Annotated in this window: 14 protein-coding genes and 2 pseudogenes; 5 read left to right on the top strand and 11 right to left on the bottom strand. The window is 34.1% G+C overall.

The window, feature by feature from the left end:
* Positions 1-2 precede the first annotated feature (2 nt).
* Positions 3-1,037: a galactitol-1-phosphate 5-dehydrogenase gene (locus RE409_RS29475; RefSeq protein WP_309559467.1), complete on the bottom strand. Its 1,035-nt coding sequence runs from the start codon at positions 1,035-1,037 to the stop codon at positions 3-5.
* Positions 1,038-1,056: 19 nt separating this feature from the next.
* Positions 1,057-1,986, bottom strand: a complete 930-nt coding sequence (locus RE409_RS29470; RefSeq protein WP_309559465.1) for a sugar-binding transcriptional regulator — start codon at positions 1,984-1,986, stop codon at positions 1,057-1,059.
* 275 nt (positions 1,987-2,261) lie between these two features.
* Between RE409_RS29470 and RE409_RS29465 the strand changes: the two genes are divergently transcribed.
* A complete protein-coding gene (locus RE409_RS29465) occupies positions 2,262-2,432 on the top strand; it encodes a hypothetical protein (RefSeq protein WP_309559462.1) in 171 nt (56 codons plus the stop codon).
* Positions 2,433-2,662: 230 nt separating this feature from the next.
* Here the strand turns inward: RE409_RS29465 and RE409_RS29460 are convergent, their stop codons facing one another.
* Both RE409_RS29460 and RE409_RS29455 read right to left on the bottom strand, forming a co-directional pair.
* The gene (locus RE409_RS29460) at positions 2,663-2,941 is read right to left on the bottom strand and encodes a helix-turn-helix domain-containing protein (protein WP_309559460.1); all 279 of its coding nucleotides are present in this window, start codon (positions 2,939-2,941) and stop codon (positions 2,663-2,665) included.
* Between the two features lie 380 nt (positions 2,942-3,321).
* Positions 3,322-4,680 carry a hypothetical protein gene (locus RE409_RS29455; protein WP_309559458.1) on the bottom strand — a complete coding sequence of 453 codons (1,359 nt, stop codon included), beginning with the start codon at positions 4,678-4,680 and terminating at the stop codon, positions 3,322-3,324.
* Between the two features lie 93 nt (positions 4,681-4,773).
* On the opposite strand from RE409_RS29455, the pseudogene RE409_RS29450 reads away from it, so the two are divergent.
* Together RE409_RS29450 and RE409_RS29445 are read left to right on the top strand one after the other, a co-directional pair.
* Positions 4,774-5,139, top strand: a pseudogene (locus tag RE409_RS29450) (recombinase family protein); the annotation flags it as partial.
* Position 5,140: 1 nt separating this feature from the next.
* A pseudogene (locus RE409_RS29445) lies at positions 5,141-6,788 on the top strand (DUF4158 domain-containing protein); the annotation flags it as partial.
* A gap of 234 nt (positions 6,789-7,022) precedes the next feature.
* Here RE409_RS29445 and RE409_RS29440 read toward each other — a convergent pair.
* Entirely contained in the window at positions 7,023-7,865 is an 843-nt protein-coding gene (locus RE409_RS29440; protein WP_309559456.1) for an HNH endonuclease, read from the bottom strand.
* Positions 7,862-9,298 carry an ATP-dependent nuclease gene (locus RE409_RS29435; RefSeq protein WP_309559454.1) on the bottom strand — a complete coding sequence of 479 codons (1,437 nt, stop codon included), beginning with the start codon at positions 9,296-9,298 and terminating at the stop codon, positions 7,862-7,864. The genes RE409_RS29440 and RE409_RS29435 overlap by 4 nt, the downstream gene beginning before the upstream one ends.
* 796 nt (positions 9,299-10,094) lie before the next feature.
* On the opposite strand from RE409_RS29435, the gene RE409_RS29430 reads away from it, so the two are divergent.
* Positions 10,095-11,963 carry a hypothetical protein gene (locus RE409_RS29430; protein WP_309559452.1) on the top strand — a complete coding sequence of 623 codons (1,869 nt, stop codon included), beginning with the start codon at positions 10,095-10,097 and terminating at the stop codon, positions 11,961-11,963.
* A 489-nt stretch (positions 11,964-12,452) separates the two neighbouring features.
* Here the strand turns inward: RE409_RS29430 and RE409_RS29425 are convergent, their stop codons facing one another.
* Both RE409_RS29425 and RE409_RS29420 read right to left on the bottom strand, forming a co-directional pair.
* Positions 12,453-13,448, bottom strand: coding sequence for a helix-turn-helix domain-containing protein (locus RE409_RS29425; RefSeq protein WP_309559451.1), 996 nt, complete (start codon positions 13,446-13,448; stop codon positions 12,453-12,455).
* Between the two features lie 20 nt (positions 13,449-13,468).
* Positions 13,469-13,705, bottom strand: coding sequence for a hypothetical protein (locus RE409_RS29420; protein ID WP_309559450.1), 237 nt, complete (start codon positions 13,703-13,705; stop codon positions 13,469-13,471).
* Between the two features lie 350 nt (positions 13,706-14,055).
* Here RE409_RS29420 and RE409_RS29415 point away from each other — a divergent pair, with 350 nt between their 5' ends.
* On the top strand, positions 14,056-15,201 hold the full coding sequence (locus RE409_RS29415) for a tyrosine-type recombinase/integrase (RefSeq protein WP_309559448.1): 1,146 nt from the start codon (positions 14,056-14,058) through the stop codon (positions 15,199-15,201).
* Between the two features lie 316 nt (positions 15,202-15,517).
* On the opposite strand, the gene RE409_RS29410 is transcribed toward RE409_RS29415, so the two are convergent.
* The 3 genes from RE409_RS29410 to RE409_RS29400 form a co-directional block, all read right to left on the bottom strand.
* Positions 15,518-15,715: a tautomerase family protein gene (locus tag RE409_RS29410; protein WP_048689228.1), complete on the bottom strand. Its 198-nt coding sequence runs from the start codon at positions 15,713-15,715 to the stop codon at positions 15,518-15,520.
* Positions 15,716-16,065: 350 nt separating this feature from the next.
* A complete protein-coding gene (locus tag RE409_RS29405; RefSeq protein WP_309559446.1) occupies positions 16,066-17,313 on the bottom strand; it encodes an iron-containing alcohol dehydrogenase in 1,248 nt (415 codons plus the stop codon).
* A 433-nt stretch (positions 17,314-17,746) separates the two neighbouring features.
* Positions 17,747-18,535, bottom strand: coding sequence for an N-acyl homoserine lactonase family protein (locus RE409_RS29400; protein ID WP_309559444.1), 789 nt, complete (start codon positions 18,533-18,535; stop codon positions 17,747-17,749).
* Positions 18,536-18,866: the final 331 nt, after the last annotated feature.

Genomic DNA, 18,866 nt, shown 5'->3' with positions numbered 1-18,866 from the left:
AATTATTCTCCGGGGTAAAGCAAAATTTTATTAAAAACAATTTCTTTGTTTTTTATTTTTTTAAACACGGCTGGTGTTTCGTCTAAATCAAAACGATGGGACACAATTTCTTCGGTTTTGATCTTCCCTTGTGCCATACTCTCAATCACATATGACCATTCCTTACCAGGGAAGGGATCGGAAAAAGAATTCCAAGAGCCGTGAATACCAATTTCATATCGTAATAGACGATCAACTGTTTTAGCAGAGAGGGTTAATGGCTGATTAGAGATTCCAAGAAATACAACACGTCCCATTTTCCCAGTAATCAAGACCGCTTGATCTTGTGCAATCGGAGAACCTGATGTATCAATAACAAAGTCCACGTGAGTATCCATTAATACCTGCACTATATTTTTCTTTTTCGAGTTGACTACCCGATCTGCTCCTAGCTTTTTAGCAATTTCAAGTTTCTCCTCGAAAATATCAACAGCAATAACTTCTTTTGCACCCATTTCACGTGCAAATTGCACGGCAAACATTCCAATCGCTCCAAGTCCCATAACTACAGCTGTATCACCTTTTTTTAGGTTTCCTCTCCAAAGTCCATGAACTGCATTTGCCGCCGGATCAACCATTGCTCCTGCATCGTACGATATAGTATCTTCAAGCCTCAGGATATTAGCTTTTCCTACTTTAATATAGTTCGCCATTGCACCATCTGTTCTTGAACCGTAATAGTTGTATGTGTCACATAAACCAAATTTTCCTTGTTTACAATAAACGCACTCCATACAAGGTTCTAAAGGAGCAATAGTTACACGATCTCCGACGGACCATTCCGAAGCATCTGATCCACATTCTACAATCTGTCCTGAAAATTCATGACCTAGTGTTAACCCTTTATAGTAAGCACCTTTTGTTAGTGCTCTAGGAATATCTGATCCACAAATTCCGATTGCCTTCACTTTAATTAATACTTCTGTTTCCGAGATTGACGGTATTTCTACTTCTTCTACCTGTAAATTACCTGGCTCGTACAATTTGACTGCTTTCATGATTTTTCCCCCATTTAAATTAAACTATTTCTTTTGCTAATTCTTCATCTATGAAAAGTACGTTTACATACCCTCCATTTAAAGCTCCTTTTACACTCCCGGCTTTTGACTTGCCTGCAGCTAAGGCGATTGAAAACTCTTTATTTCGTAATTCTTCTAACTCTAGCCCAATGGTTCGTTTGTTCAAGTCTTTATCGACAATTTCCCCCGCCAACGAGAAATACCTTGAACAAATATCGCCTACTGCTTTTTGATTCATTAATGTTTCGTACGAATCTCCTTTAAAATACCCACCTTTATAGAGAACTGATTCATATGACACATTCCCGATTCCAAATACCGCAATATTACTTTTTTTACCGAGATTTAATACTTGTTCAATACTAGAATCTGTCATAATTGAATCAGCTATAATTGAAGTATCCACAATGGATGGAACGGGTAAGAGATAATGGTCGGCAGAAAACGCCTCTGAAAACTTTTCAAGCAGCGCCCCTGATCCTGTGGAAAAGTTACTCTTAGCTATTCCCCCATTTAATTGAACTATTTTCATAAAGGGTAATTTTTTTTCCTTTAAATGAGGAATAACGTAACTCATGGATGTCCCCCAAGAAACACCTAAAATCGAGTAACTCTCACAGATTTCATATAAATATCCTGCAACCGCTTTGCCTATATCATTTTGAATGAGTGGGACTTCATCTACATAAACTGGTAAAACGAACACTTTTTTTAATTTATACTTTTCCTTTATCTTATTTGCTAACTCCTGAACTGAATTGAGTGAGTAATTTATTTTGACATCAATAATCCCTGCTTTAAACGCCGCATCAATAATCCGGCTTATCGTTGGTCTTGAATAGCTTAGTTTTTCTGCTATTTCCTTCTGTGTAAGGTTCATCTCATAATACATCTTTGCTATTACAATCATTTCTTCATTTGAGTACATTTCATCCTCCCTTCTGAGAAATTATGTTCACTCGTTAAAATTAATTTCATATTTAGATTATAAGTAATTTTCTGATAAATGAAAACGCTTTATTTATTTTTGAACATAATTTCAATTGTGTTTAAATAAGAAACAACTCTTGTTTATTAACACGGAATTTTTATATTAGCAAAACCAAGTATTCGGTTTTCCTCGTACAAAGTAATGTAATTTTTGCATATCGAGTTTAAGTAATTTGATAGATGTCCATAATATATAGAAAAGGAGTGAATAAAATGTCGCTACAACAAACTAAGCCAATTAAACACCAAGTAGTCTCTACAACTGAAAAGACCTTAAGAATGTTAGTTAAGAATGAAAAAATGTCTCCAGAATTACAAGATTGCTATAAATTAGTGATTGGCCACTTAAAACATACCGTGGGCCATAAATATAACGGAAAGTAATGTTAGGTCATACGTACTTTTAGAATTTGTTCCGGGTGTTTGATAGGTCAAATTTAAACCTAAAGCTTAGTCTTTTCGCTCAGTAAACTACTTTTTACTCTTCACATAACAAATCCTAATAATAGACTGAACCAATTAAAAGTCTATTTTCGTAGGTTCAGATATAAAAGCCAACTCGAATCAGTTAAAAAACGCTGCCTGACCGACTCCTGTAATTGCACATATTTCCTTTACGGTTTTATCCGTATCAACTCCACTGCTTTCAAATCATCCAAATGTCGGCTCGTTGTGTCCGGGGCCTTACCGTATTTAAACGCCAATGTCTCGATACTAGGGAACGCATACCCTTCAATCGGATTATAGTAGTCAATAATTAATGCATAAAGAAAAAGCTTTTCTGCGCTCATACGCTCATGGTGAACGTAATGACGGGCATCTCTGGGTAACGGTATAAAATTGCGTTCTCCTTTTGTTGGGTTGCGCTTGTCAAAAACCTTTCTGTTTTCCATTTCGATTCCTCCTTTAATCAAAAATTAACTATCTAAAAGATAATAGGCTCGAGGGTAGTAATCTGCGCACATTTTACGGAGGTTTCTCTGCCTCCTGATTACGTATGCCGCATGCCTACTTGTTTCCGCGCACTATTTCGCGGAAAATTTCCTGCCATTAATATGTCAGACGCACGACTTACCGTTTCCGCCACCTTCCGACTATGTTTTTACGCAAAAAAATAACGACGCTGATTTTCAGCAATCGTCATTCAAACATATTTCCTATAACAATCGTTTACTGCTATAGCGATTTCTTTCAATCCCGAGTTTCCCGCTTGTTGCTCGTGTTCTTTTTGTTTGCCTTAAAATGCGAGTCAACATGACAAAGTGATGTATATTCAATCATAATGAACCTCTATACTATCTATATAATCTCTGGTTTTATAAGTTAAACCCTCAATTATATTTAAGCAATGTCGTAAATTATAGTAATCATATGCTAAATGAATTCGAGAGTTATTCGTATAATAATATTTTAAATTCTTATCAATCGGATAGCGGAATTTTGATGATGTAGCATCAGCTTCATGCACTAATTTCAATGCTTTGTCGATTTCTTCTTTATGGTCTGTTGGTATATCAATATTTAGATATTTGGGATAATGACACTTTATGTGATTCCATATACTTTCCAATTTATGTTTCCTCGTATAGATAACCTCTAAAGCATCTGTATATCCATACGTAACAAAACATAGGTCTTTTAAAGCAAGTTCAATCGCATTACGATACAGATAGCATATTGGAAGATAAAAGGTTCCAGCTAATTTCTGATTGCTTTCCTTTCCACTGACAACCTGTTCAACTGCCTTTACGTATAAATGGTCCGCAGCTTCTTGATAGGCTTGAATATAAAGGTAAAGTTCACTCTTGTTATATTCGTATCCTATGACGCTTTTAGCGTAGTAATCGCCTCCTTCTTCAAGGAAATCTGTTGAATAAGTTTCATTAATGGCAATTTCATGGTCGTTTGTTTCCCAATCTGATTGAAGAGAAAGTCCAGAAACATTTAACTCGTATTGTTCTTGCATCAGCGTAAAGGCAATATCAAGCTTGTTGATAAGCTTTTCTAGGCATATGTCCTTTCGTTCATTAAAAACATATTCAAACTCATATGTTTCAAATAAATGATCTTTTATTATACGGTATGGGTAGCGGAAAGAATCGGATGATAGGTCAATCTTTGAAATGTTAGATATAAATGTTTTGAGCCATAATAACGATTCTGATGTTTTGTACATTTCATCTGTCCGGGCTTCGATAACTTCAAAAATCTTTTTTAAATTATGAGCTGCGTCTGTCATGAACTCTTTCCGCTCTTGTGCTGCTTCGATTAATTGAAAGACGCGGGCTTTCATAATTAATTCGATACTTTGACGATACATATATGTGACCGCAAAAAACACCGTATCTAACTTACCAATATTGGGTCTATTAACAAGAAACTCGGCTGCTTCTCTAGCTGCTTTCTTAAAATTTAAAGCCATGTTGTAAAAGTCTTTCGATAAATTATTCTCGTGCGAGATTGTAATAAGGTGCTTCTTGAATAGTTCAATTTTTTTGTAATCATTGAGAATTGATTTATATACAACAAAAGGTAGTTTATATGTTTCAGGCGGAGTTTCGTTTCTAAAATAAAATAACTCTTCAAAGGTTCTTAGTTTACGGTTTGATATATTTTCAAATGGTTTAAGCACGCTACACATCCTAAATGATAATTTTTTGATCTTGGTTCTTCACAATTGTTCCTATTTTCAGCTTATTATTTATGTACAATCCTGTACAGGTAAAGTACCAAACATCTTATTGAGCTTATGGAATATTTCGAATCAAAGGAAATTCATTTTGTTTCCATACAAGAAAAGATTGATACCACAACTGCCATGGGACGTTTCTTTTTCAGAATGTTGGCCAGCATAGCAGAATTAGAACGTGATATTATCAGTGAACGAACGAAAGATGGATTGACGGCTGCTAGAGCTAGGGGAAGAAACGGAGGAAGACCGAAGGTTGATTTAAAGAAAATAGAAATTGCTATAAAAATGAATGAAAGCAAAGATTACTCATTATCTCAAATTAAGACGGCAACAGGGATTGGAGCGACAACGTTATATCGTTATCTAGAAAAGAAAAAGATATCTAGCGAGGAGGTGTAGCATGAGAGGGAAAGAATTACTAACAGAAGATCAACGAACGGAATTTGTACGGATTCCAGATGATATGAGCGAAAGTGAACTAGAAACCTACTATACTTTTTCACAATATGACCTTGAAATTATTAAACGACACAGAAGAGATCATAATCGCTTAGGCTTTGCTGTTCAATTATGTGCTCTACGCTATCCTGGATGGTCCCTTTCAGATGTTGGGCTTATTCCAGATTACATAATCGAATACATAGCTAGACAGATAAATGTTACTCCTAATTCATTTTCTTTATATGCCCAACGAGAGCCAACTAAACATGAGCATATGGAAGAAATCCGTCAAGTATATGGTTATCAGAATTTTCCCTTAGGGAATTATCGCAAGGCAGCTCAGTTTCTTTTGAATCATGCCTTGCAAAATGGAAATTCAATGTATCTTCTTCGTATAGCACAAGAAGAACTACGTAATCAGAAAATTATTCTCCCTGGTATTACTACTATAGAAAGGCTTGTTTGGGAAACTCGTCAACCAGCTGAGGAAAGGATTTTTAAATCATTAACTTGTACTCTTTCCAAATGGCAAAAAAAAAAGTTAGATAAACTTATAGATCCCTTTGTAGACAATAGAAAAACCCCTTTAGCATGGCTGAGGGAACTTCCCGGCCAATCTTCACCTGAAGTCTTTTTAAAAGTAATAAAGCGCTTAGAATATATTCGAGATTTAAAATTAGAAATAAATACAGAACAAATCCATCCCAATCGGTTACTTCAATTATCTCGAATTGGAGCACGGTATGAACCACACTTATTTCGAAGGTTTAAAGAAAAGAAGAAATATGCAATTCTGGTTGCCTATCTAGTAACACTAAGCCAAGATCTAATTGACCAAGCAATTGAAATTCATGATCGACAAATGATGATTTTACAATCTAAGGGCCGTAAAACACAAGAGGAAATGCAAAAAAAAAATGGAAAAGCAGTGAATGAAAAAGTCGTGCATTTTGCAGATATTGGTGCAGCACTTATTCAAGCAAGAAATGAAGGGCTTGATCCATTTAATGCTATTGAAATGATTATGCCATGGGATAAAATTGTTTCCTCCGTCGAAGAAGCACAAAAATTATCCCGACCGATGGATTACGATTATCTAGATTTGTTAGAAAATCGTTTTTTTTACCTAAGAAAATATACTCCTACTTTTCTTAAATCTTTTGAATTTCGTTCTACACAAAGTACAGAGCCACTATTGCAAGCCTTAAAGACCCTAAATGAAATGAATGAATCTGGTAAAAGGAAAATTCCAAATGATGCCCCAGTAGATTTTATTCCTAATCGTTGGAAAAAGCATGTTTATGGTGAAGATGGAGTAAATAAATCGACACTATTATGAGATGGCTGCACTAACAGAGTTGAAAAATCATATTCGATCAGGCGACATATCCGTAGTCGGTAGTAGACTTCATAAAGATTTTGAAGAGTATCTTGTTCCTAAAGAAGAGTGGTCAAAAACTCGTCTCAAGGAAACTAAACTAGCCGTTCGATCATCAGCAGATGAATATCTTGAGGAAGGAAGAAAGTCACTAGCTCAACGCCTTACATGGGTTTCAAATAATCTTGATTCTCTGGAAGGAGTAAACATCGAAAAGGCTAAGATCCATCGCCCACCAAAGGGAGAGGAAAAAGTAGTTCTCATGGCTGATCTCATATTTGTATGGCTTGTGCATCAAATTCAACGGGAGATTGAGTGCCATAAATCCGCTCAGGCACTTGGGCCGTAGATAAATCAAATCCTCCATAAACAGGAGCATTGGTCGCTTCATCTAATCCGTATGTTATTGATCGATATACCGGAAACAAAGCATCCGAGGAATATTTCCAATAAAGTTCATTGATTATTTGTTATATATCTTTAAAAAGAATTCATCAAAATTTATAATCGTTTCTAATAATGCTACTTCCCAATCATTTCTCCCTTTTCGTTTTTTCTTTACCTTATATGCCCTCTCTAAATCCTTCTTTTGCTGCTCGAGACTCTCCCCTTCCTCATAAGCCAAGTTTATTTCATCATATAACTCAGATACTTTGTCGTTAGCATGTTCTTCAAACCGTGAACATAACTTTAACTTAGTATAGTGTGAAATTATACAGTTAAACATTGACGCTTCAATTCCAGAATTTTTTTTAATTTGATACGTAACAGTGGGTACGTTAGTCGATTCTAAATAAGATAAATTTGCAAATAAGTACTTCTCATTTGTCATTATATGATAGTAGTAGTTAATAAAAAGCAATGCGTTATTATCTTTCCACCTTTCACCTTTTATACTGTTACATTTTTCACAACATGGAATTAAATTCATTGAAAGCACTGCGAAATCTGGGTAATCTTCCTTCGGTAAATAATGGTCAAATGTTCCACTAGAATTAATTCCACAATAAGGACAAATCGCTTTGTAATGCATCTCTTGAGCATTTTTTATATCAACTTTTAGTTTATCTAGTGTTACATTATCCCCATAACATTCTAATAGATATTTTTTCAAATCCTGCTTTTGAGAATATTCTTGCATATTTACATTTGTTAAATTTGTCTTATTCTCTGCATAGTATTTATACCTGCTCAGAATATTACTCTTTTCACTAAGCAAATCACCCCTCTTTTGACCATGACATTTTGAGGAGATACCTTCAAATACTTTTATTGGATTTTTATCAATTGGCTTTAAATTTTTCATTTTTTATCTTTATCCCTAAATAACTTATTTAAATAAATTACGGCGTTGTAGCTTAGTTCTAAATCAAATAGTTCTAGTATTTCGTCGTACGACATTTCAGCGCTTAATTTTTGAAGTATCATTTTATAATTACTTTCGGTACTTCCAACATCAAAAACTTCATTCGTAATATTAGATAAATTTTCTCCAAAACTTTCAATATGCATCGGTCTTACAAACGGTACACTACCATACCGCTCTATTACATTAATATATTTAGATGGAATTTCTTGAACTACTATTGGAGAATGAGTGGAGATTATCGCATATGAATTAAATTGTTCTAACAAGTTATTTAACACACGAACCAAATTTGACAATGCGTTTGGATGCAAATGGTTTTCTGGCTCATCAAATAACAATAACGACTCTTGCTCTATAGTTGCTATCAACTCTGTTAGGGTTAATATGATAAGACTTTGTCCAGAACTCAAAGTAACTAATTCATCATTTATAAGCGCATCCAGCGCCTTTGAATGTTGAGATTCAAGTATTTCTTTCATAGCACTATGCCATATTTCTAACTTTTTATTATTCTTAATCACCTTTAAATTATCTACAATATTTCTTCTTATTTCTCCATTAGAAATTACTCTATTTTCTTTATCCCTTATTCCACAATATTTATAGCTGAATGTTTGTCCATCACCTTTAGGTCTATCAAATTCATCAAACACACTGTAAGATATAGCAATTATTTTACTAAATGAAGGTCTTTCTGGTATGAAATTTCGTCCTTTTCCTTTTTCATATCCACTCGCAACTGCACCAATTTTAGCTAAGATTTGAGTTTTCCCAGTACCATTTTTACCAATAATCGCATTTATTCTATTAGGTAAAGCATTGTCTTTTGAAAAATCAAACGAAATAATATGAGGTTCTTCAGCAGCCTTTAATTTATATGAAAACTTAAATTTATAATTGTTTTCTTCAACAACTTTTTCTTCAAACAGTTTGTGTGCTTCTTTTAATGCTTTTTCAGCCTCACTATATCTTATTAAGGAACTATTAAAACCTTCTAAATCCTTAAATTTTTCATAAGTCTCACTTGAAATTACTACATCATTTAAACTTTTAAGTATTTCAATCCCCCTATCCTTACCAAGTTTCATTACCATCTCATAAAAATCTAAGTCTTGACCTAAAGAACAGAATTCTTTAGATAATTTCTCAAAAGTAGTAGTAGGTAAGAGACTTCGAGAATCATAATCTGATTGATGTAATATTTTAATGTCTCCTATTTCATGTTGCTTTCCGTTCTCATCAAAATACTTCATATGAAAAAGCGTTTTGAATCCGTAATCATTCCAATTATCTGTAGTAAGAATAACCATAGGTGTAGATTGTATTAATTTGTTTAAGTCTCTAAAATATCCAGTAATTTTAAATTGCATATACTCTCTCCTTAGATTGAGTTTTCAAATTCCGCTATCGCCTTACTAAACACTGATTGTTCTGTAAATACGGAGTAGCTTACCAACCCATATCTCACTGATCATTCGATGTTTTTCAATATATATTGCAGGGACTGATAATGTGGAAACTATCCCTCCACATTCCTATTTTATCTCTGTCTAAATTTAATTCAAGAGTGCATATATCAGAATTTTTCATCTCCTTAACTCACTGTCTTTTATTTTTAATCGATTTTTCTTAATAAAATATCGATTTTCCGGCTTCAGTAATTATTTTTTCTTTCTATCCAGCAACAATTTAACAGCTTCAGTGTTAAGATGAAAAACGGAGCTAAGAAAAAGAATCATATATATCAATATCCCTACTCTGTATAATTTAGCTACTTATTATACATTTTACCGATACATATCATACACTGCTGACTTTTGTCCATTCAGATATTCGTAGTTCTAATGATATATATGGAAATCTTCGTAGCTTCATTTAACTAGTTCAAATTAGAATTGTTCAATCATCTTAAAACTTATATAATCCTTATCAAACTAATATTTTCGAACTGAGTTTGGAGAATTACTCATTGATAGTTATCTATAACCTTGACAGTTCAATTATTTCCTATAAATACACTTTTGGATCTCTTTTTAGTAGAAAAAACTCACAATTTAATTTTTAGCGCATTATAATTAACCATAAAAGGTATTTGACGATTTTATATTTATTTTAAGTTTCTATCAAAAAATTAAATGCATACAATAAATATATGGAGGTATATAAATGGAAACAACAACTCAAAAAGTAGCGGTACCATTGCTCGGAGTTATGAATATTAATTTTTTTGATTGTGCCTATCAAACCTTCGAATTTTATAATAATATAGACGAAATTGAGCGACAAAAAACTATAAAACATCTAGGATTGATTTCATCTGTATTCGATAACGTCTCTCATAGTCGCTGGGACTACTTAATGTTACAATGTGGTATTACTGAAATTACTGGAAAAGTACATGCTGGCGATGCTGATATTGCCTTAGGCAGCATAAAAATCGATGGTATTGTTTATAATGGTGAAGCTATTATAAAAAGTTGGTTTTTACTTTCAAATTTAGGACATGCAAAAAATACATTAGGAGACGAAAAGTTTCTTACGAATTATCTATTAAACCATACTAAAATGCGAAGATTTATATTAAATAAAATTAAAGATAAAGATTTAAGGGACTTTGCATTGAAAACCATATTAAACAATGATTACTCTAATCTTCACTATGTACTGAGTATTTTGAGAGTTTATACTTTATGTGGTTCAAGAAAATCTAAGAATTTATTTATTATTTTATTTAAAGCCTTATTATTAACTAACTTTTCACATGAATATAAAGTAGATTCACATAAACTTGAAAAACTAAAGAATATTTTTAATATGATTAGACAGCTGTCTATAATTGCTATTGACAGTCATTACTCTCACTTTTCTCTAAAAGTTGATTTAATGTCAGCAATATTAAATTTAAAAACATTTATTTCAAAAGAAAATGGATTAATCAGCTCGTTATTTGATTCTTTATATACCGAATTATATCTAAATTCTAATGTTATTTGTAGACAAGCTGAATACTCACTGAACATGAAAAAGCTCTTTGAACAATCAAAATATACTTTCAATGAAATATTTAATAATCTGCTTTTTACTACTGAACTAGTTAAAATCAAAAGTCCTCAATTTATATCATATTCTAAAGTAACTTTAGAAAATGATATGTACACAGATGGCTATAATACTATTAAAAATAGACTAGCTTCCCTTTTAAACGAATTCACTGAAATTATTTATGATGTAGATATCAATCCAATAAGCAATGAAATATATATTAACTTTTTTATATCAAAATCTATTTCAATGCCTACTTTACATAAACTAAACTATATCATTGTTTCATATCTAGATTCTATATTCGTAGAAATAGTAAATTACAATGACTCAGATATATTAAATATAGCTCATGAAATAGATGAAATTTCCAAAGAACACTCATTTTTAACCAGTCAATTAAACGAAATAAAAAATCAAATTATGGAACAAACTTATTCGAATTTTAACTATTTTTACTATCCAAAATTAAATAGAGTTTTCGAGCAATTTTTCTTAGATGTACTTAAATACTTTCTCAAAAGCGAAAACTTAACCTTGCATATCGAAAAAAACAAGTATCATCATTTTGGTTTTTTAGCGCCCGATTTTGAACAAAAAAATTACGGAGTTATTCAAAGTGCCATAAAAATTGAAAATGAAATGGGCAATAACGACGACAGGGTAAATGAATTAAAACAACTGAATAACACTGTAAATAGAAAATTTGATGGATATAAATTATTTTTAATTAGTAGAACTAAAATATTAGATATGTCAAAAGCACCTGGAAACCGATTACAAACAGATATTGATTCAGCTATTCTAAAAATATCCAAAGAATCTACCATATTAGATCTTCATGAAGCAAAAAATAACAAAAGAGGACGAGAGAATAAAGCAGTTAAAGATATTAAGCAGAAATTAGTTCCTACATTAAATACACATGGTTTGGGATATAGAGTACTGCCACATAAAGGATTCGGAGCAAAATTAAGAATGAAAATAAAATAACTTACCTATATGAGAAAAAAAGTTAAAACACAAGAAAAATAATTGTAATTTTACATAATGCATGTTTTCAAAAATCCTTCATAGAGTAAAGATTACCTTTATAAGTCTTATTTTTGATGCTGATATTCGCTCTACAGCGAAATTAACTTTTATTTTATGGATGATGGTTCATACGATTTAATACAGAAGCTTTTAGAGACACACTATTTTAAGCGATATCCCATTGTATATCTCTTAAATCTTCTTCTTAGGATTAGTTTTTTTTACAACATATCTAAGCTCCGATAATATATAGTTATTGGAACTTAGAAAATATAACATCAGCCTAAACAATAATAATGAAAGAGACCCTTTCATGCTCCTTTCCAGGATATGAAATGGTCTCTTTTTTTTAATGTATATCCTGACACCTCTGAGTAGCTCTATATAATGGTGGGCAATGACTTTGATGGTATAAAGACCTTAATCAAATCATTTCTTCATTTAAAATCATTTTAGTATGGATGATAATTTTTGCTCTACCCACTTACTCATACTGATTCCTTCTTGTTCAGCTAACTCTGTCATACTTTCTAATAGATCAATAGGTAGTTCCAAACTAGTTTTTCGGTAAGAACTTCGAAAAATCAGGTGACCCTCTTCATTGTAGATGTCTCCTTTTATTAGAAATGGCAGGATATCCGCCGCAAAGAAACCCTTTGTCGTTAATGGCCTTTCCCCCGCCCGAATGAAGAGCCCTATCGTGTGATCCTGTTCTCTCAATCGTATGTTTTCCATTCCCCATGTTTCATATAAATAATCCACGAATGGATAAAGGATAACGGCATCCTTCGGAATTTTTAGCTCTACATAGCCTTTATACTCCAAAGTGGATTGATGAATGGGATAGACTGGCTTTAACTGATACTCCCTTATCCCTTCATCAAATGGCAACCATTTTTGAATATTGGCTAAGTAAAAACCCCATTCATGGTCCTTATTCCGTAAAACACGTGCTTCAGGCACCTTGCTTGAATGGAATTTTTGAAATAAGACGATATCGTGACTAGAATGATAATACTCAAATCGTTTTGGGCGTTGGGATTCAGAAGGTTTCAGTAATCCGGCCGCTTCTTCATAGTCTGTTTCAGATATGACATAGATTGTTCGCTCATCTCCAAATGGTACTACCTCTGCTTTAATTACCCCCTCTTGAATATACTTATAGACACTTTGAACAGACAATCCTAGTTTCTTTGCTACTTCAGTAGGCCTCATACCCGTAGGATGCAATTTCTTTTCATTCACTAGTTGATCCACTTCCGCTTTTTCATATCGTGCCTCTCTATGAATTCGATGTGGATCCGCAATTTTAATAATTTTCTTCTGCTTTGCATAATGATAGACCGTTGCTTTGGAAACTCCTAGTAAATCGGCTACCTCTTGTTGGGTATACCATTCCACTTTATACCACTCCTGTCTTCCTGGATTTCTCATTCGTTTCATTCATCAATTATCCATGCTTGTTAAAGCATAATTTCCTCATGATACAAAACGGCTTCAGCTTGTCCAAATCTTACGCGATATTGTAGACGTGGATGAACGATTACTTCCATGATCTCCCCTTTTTTCTTATCAAATTCTTTAATATAGTAAAAACTCTCTGAGTCTTCTTCTTCCGTGCACGTTTGCTGAACCCGAACTGAATCTCCCACTTCATAAGGGATCATCTCGTGTTTATTCTCAAAATCTGAAATTATCAAGTGTACTCCACCCTTTATTCTTATATTTCAAACTGTTCATGTGTATGGTTCTTCATTTATTCATTCTATCATATCCGTTACTAAAGTTCTTACTATGTATAATGATAGGAATATATAAATTATACTTTAATTTATCTATTTATGGTAATCCATAAAATCTATATTAAATTAAATATCGCATTAATTAATAAAATCATATAACCTAAATAAATGTAGGTTTTATTTAGGTCGTACATAATTATTTAATTCTTATAATTTGTTATAATGTAAGTACTATTCATTAAAGGGGTTGTAATAAATATATACTTTATCTTATTAATCGTTGGATTATAAAAGTGAGGGATTCAGGTATGCATGAACTGATAGAAAAAACGAAAGAGCTTCAGAGTAGTGCATGGAAAAAAAGTCTTTCAGAAATATCTATTCACACGTTACAAGAACGATTAGATACGACAGAAAAGAATGGACATAAGCCTTTTTCCGATTTTAGTGATGTAGAAATGCTACAGTGGTTTCTTCAACGACGAGAGCATTTAAAACAGCAACATGAAAAGTCCACCCGCACCGTCCAAGCCTATGAGAGAGAGCTTATTCAATTTATTGAACAATTACTCACTTATTCGGTGGAAATCCATGTAGACGTGGAAAAAGTTGTGGACGGTTCCCTCTTTAAATCTCTATCTACCCGGCACATTCGAAGATATCAGGAATGGTTATCAGAAAAAAGCCCCTATGTCTTAAAAAAAGGCGCTTATTCCGTTGCCACATTATCCAGAAAAACAACCATCATTCAGAGTTTTTTGAAATTCCTGTTCGAATCAGGCTATATTAGTGACCCAATTCATGAAGGTTTCTTTAAGATAAGTATTCGTAAAGATGATCGGCCGAACCGTGATTTGGGACCAAAGGAAGTCATTCAGCTACTTGATTACTTCAGGGAAATTAACCACCCCATCGTTTTTTCGATTATTCATATCCTAACGATGACAGGCATGCGTAATGAAGAGTTTACAAGACTCCGAGTCAAGGATCTTCAATATGATTCCATTACCAGCACGTATTTTTTAGAGGTCCTAGGTAAAGGAAATAAAAAAAGGCAAATACCATTGAAAGAAAAAGGAATGAATAGTATTCGAATGTTCCGTTCAGCTAGAGGAATCGACGATATAGACGCAGCAGAAGGAGACGACCCGCTCTTTACGACCAATACCGGCCGTGCCTACTCTCCCTCTTATTTGTCTCAATACATAACAAAAGCCATTAAAGAGAGTGGATTGCCTTTTTTGAAGTTTCGTTCTTCTTCCATTGGTCCTCATACATTTAGGCATGCTTTTGCCATCATTTCTCACTTAAATGGAGTGGATGTCTATCAGATTATGAAGAGTCTGGGACATGAGCAGCTATCCACTACAGAAATTTATTTGGAGAAGGTTTTTGAAAAAGAACGCCATGCGATTCATTTGTGGAAATCAGATGTGTTTGGGGAGTATATATAATAGAAGAAACTCGTCATATTTAGAGAAGTTTTTGCTGAATTTTGGGCTTAAGTCCGGCGTTGCTGGAGCAGCAATTGTGTGGTATTTTCATAAAATAAGGGATGAAAAGGCCACACACAATGTGAGGCCTTTTTCGTATTGGCTTTATGATACTTCTTAAATGCATATATTGTGTATCTATATGGCTAAATGCTCGGTTGTTTTCCGATTCCGTCATGGACGGTACGAGATTATAGGCAAGCAACATACGAAGGAAGCAATTTCATCTGGTTACCCCTTTTACCAAGAGTAATTGAGAAAAGAACTATTTTTTCTACTACTGTTTTCTACGAGCAGTGATTGTTTCTCCTCCAATACCCCAATTGTCAGTATTAACCTCATCAATTACCACGAAAGTCGCATTGGGGTTCTTATCGAGTACGTCCACTAGAAGCTGTGTTACCCCTTTAATCAGTAACGCTTTTTTCACTGGATCCACCTTGTCATTGGTAATTTTGATATTTACGTATGGCATAATAATTACCTCTCTTCATATAAATCTTAAATTTCTTCTCAAATTGAATGCATAGCTCAAACTAGTTTTACACTTGCTACTTCTGTCAAAGTAACGGTAAATTCCCAACATCTGTTTGACCTATTATTTGGCCATGCGTTGTTGCAAGTGTGAAGATGTAATTCTCCGATAATTACTAGCGTTGGTGTGACAATCCACTTTCCTGTTACATAGTCAAGATAGGTCTTTAGATTTTATCAATCACTTTCTGCTATCTAAATGCCTTCCTTCCCTATATCGAATTCTCGAAAGTTCGTCAAATTCTACTACAACAGTCACTCTTACCGTAAATCTTATAGTCAAAAGTGATTTTAGACCTCAATCCTCTGTTTTAAGTGGGAGGGAACCTTCGAATCGAGGAATGTTTTTGGGGAGCTAGTTTCCGATTCTTTTAAAGTGCCGTAATATGCTCTCTCAATAATTAATTGAATATCTTCAGCGTTTGTAAGTCTAGGATTTACAAATACATTTCCACTTCTCATGGCATCCTCCACCAATTTCGGTACATATTCCAATGAGACACCTAACTCTTTGATATTAAGTGGGATATTCATGGATTGATTCATTTCAATGATCGTGTCAATTGCCTTTTCAGCTGCCTGCATCGTTGATAAACCAGCAACATTATTTCCCAAAGCCAGCGCTATATCCTTGTACTTATCTGGACATGCACGGAGATTAAACTTCATTATAAAAGGCAGTAGAGCTGCGTTCGCGATTCCATGCGGGATATTAAAGACTCCCCCAAGCGTATGAGAGATGGCATGTACATTCCCTAATCGTGACTGTGCAAATGCCGCCCCAGCAATCATGGATGCGACAAGCATATTTTCCCTGGCTTCAATATCTGTCCCGACAAAGTAGGCTTTTGTTAAATTCTCGCCAATCATTTTAATGGCTTGAATCGCAAGTGCCTGACTAACAGGGTTAGCCGCTTTGGATGTATAAGATTCAATTGCATGTGTTAGTGCATCCATACCAGGTGCTGCTGTTAACCCCTGTGGCAGTTGTAGAGTAAGTGCTGGGTCCAATATAGCTAAGCTAGGAAATAAATATGAACTAATTACACCAAATTTAAACGAATTTTCTTTATTAGTTACAACCGTAGCATTTGTTGCCTCGCTCCCTGTCCCAGCCGTTGTTGGAACTGCTATGATTGGAAGTGGAGGAATACTAATCTTCTCTACTCCTTCATAATCCAATATATTTCCGGAATTTGTCGCCATCACAGCTATTCCTTTAGCGGCGTCAATACTGCTCCCGCCACCTACAGCCAGTACAGCATCGCTATTATGAAGCTTAAGGTACTGGGTACCCTTATGAATCGTTTCAACAGAAGGATTCGGTTCCACCTCATCAAAAATATCATAGTCTAAGTTTAAAGATAGGAGTGATTTTTCAATTCCTTCTAAAAGGTTGGCTGCCCGCACTCCTTTATCTGTTACGATGAGTACTCTGGTAGCTCCCAATTCTTTAATCATTTCCCCTATCTTTACAGATATCCCATTACCGCACTCCACTCGCGTCGGCATAAAATACGAATAAGAAATTAAGGACATAAATTAATACTCCCTCTCTACTAAAGTTTTCCTTTGATTTGCGTTAATTAATCTATTTAAGTATCCTTAATAAGACATTTCCTTAGTTAACTCTTTTAAGCTACTTTCTACATCATTGATAATCGTTTCAAAAATATACGCTGGAAAATGTATAACTTAATTTATTGTCATCAAAAGATTAATTATTCTAATTTTTGAATTATCTTGGAAATAGATGAGAGATAATTAGGTAAATACCCCACAAATCATGAATAACCTTTAACTACTTTTATAATTTTCATCTTAATATCGTTTATTTTAGACAAATAGTTCTTTTATCCTTTTCAGTTGCTATTCTATCCCTCTTTATCTAGGGTGTAACTACACTGTTTCAAAGAGTTATATTTGAAACAGTGTAGTAATAAAAATGAGAATTTTCTTCTTCCTCTGATAATTAATCTGCCCACTTACCGTTATTTGGAAATTCATGAAAGTCTTTAGGTTCATGTGAAAGATAAATTGGTATACCTGCGTTCTCAATAGCACGAACCTTCATATAAGAGTTGGTAAGAATTTCGGTGTTCCAATCATAAGGCATCGGGGCCAAGTTTGTGTATGCCTCTTTAAGATGAGCCACATCCGCACCCAAACATATAGGACCTCGATTCTCCAATCGAACAATCGCAGCTTGGTGTCCTGGTGTATGTCCTGGAGTCTTGATAAGTTTAATGCTTCCATCTTGAAATAAGTCAATATCTCCTTCGATTTGTAAAAAGTTATATCCTCTCGTATCCTTATAATCGTTGTAGCAATACACTATTCCTGGCCATGAATCAGGCCACCACGCATAACGCAGTTCGCTCTTTTGCACGACAAAGGTTGCGTTCGGAAAGTGACACATACCACCCGCATGATCTAAGTGCAGATGAGATAAGATGACGTATTTTACATCATCCAACTTATATCCCAGTTTCATTAACTGACGATCAATGGCTTCATCACGTGTCATAATGCAACCTAATGCGTCACGCTTACCCGGTCCCCAATATTTTTCCGCTGCTTCAGGATCCGCCACATTATAGTTGACCCCTGTATCAAAAAGGATTACACCTTTATGTGGATGCTCGATAATCCAAACGCTTGTCGGTACAGTGATTTTTCCTTCTGCCCCAGTCATAAGTATTCCTTTATTAATATCCAAACGGCCACTATCCACCACAGTCACTCGTACGCCTGTTCTCATATCATTACCCCCTAATTCTAAATACGTTTATCATACTTACTTTAAGTTTTTAATATCGTAACCATGATTTTCAATTTTTAAAGTGATGTTCTTTCAAAACGGGTAAAATCTATTTAACTCCGCCTGATAGACTGGATTAATCTTCAAATCGTTTATCTGTTTTTTTAATATTGAATATCTTTTGGAGGATTTTCTGAAGTTTGACTCATCTCATTATCTGAAAATCTTCCTGCATATTCTATGCTGTTTTCCAGAAAAGTGGGTCCGAGCTACTTTAGTAACCGCTATGGACCCTGCTGTTTCTTGATTTAAAAACTGTAAAGAAGAAAGT

The sequence above is a fragment of the Peribacillus sp. R9-11 genome (assembly GCF_031345095.1).
GTDB lineage: Bacteria > Bacillota > Bacilli > Bacillales > DSM-1321 > Peribacillus > Peribacillus butanolivorans.
The sequence above is the reverse complement of the archived record's forward strand: the minus strand, read 5'-3'. Positions and strand labels throughout refer to the sequence as shown.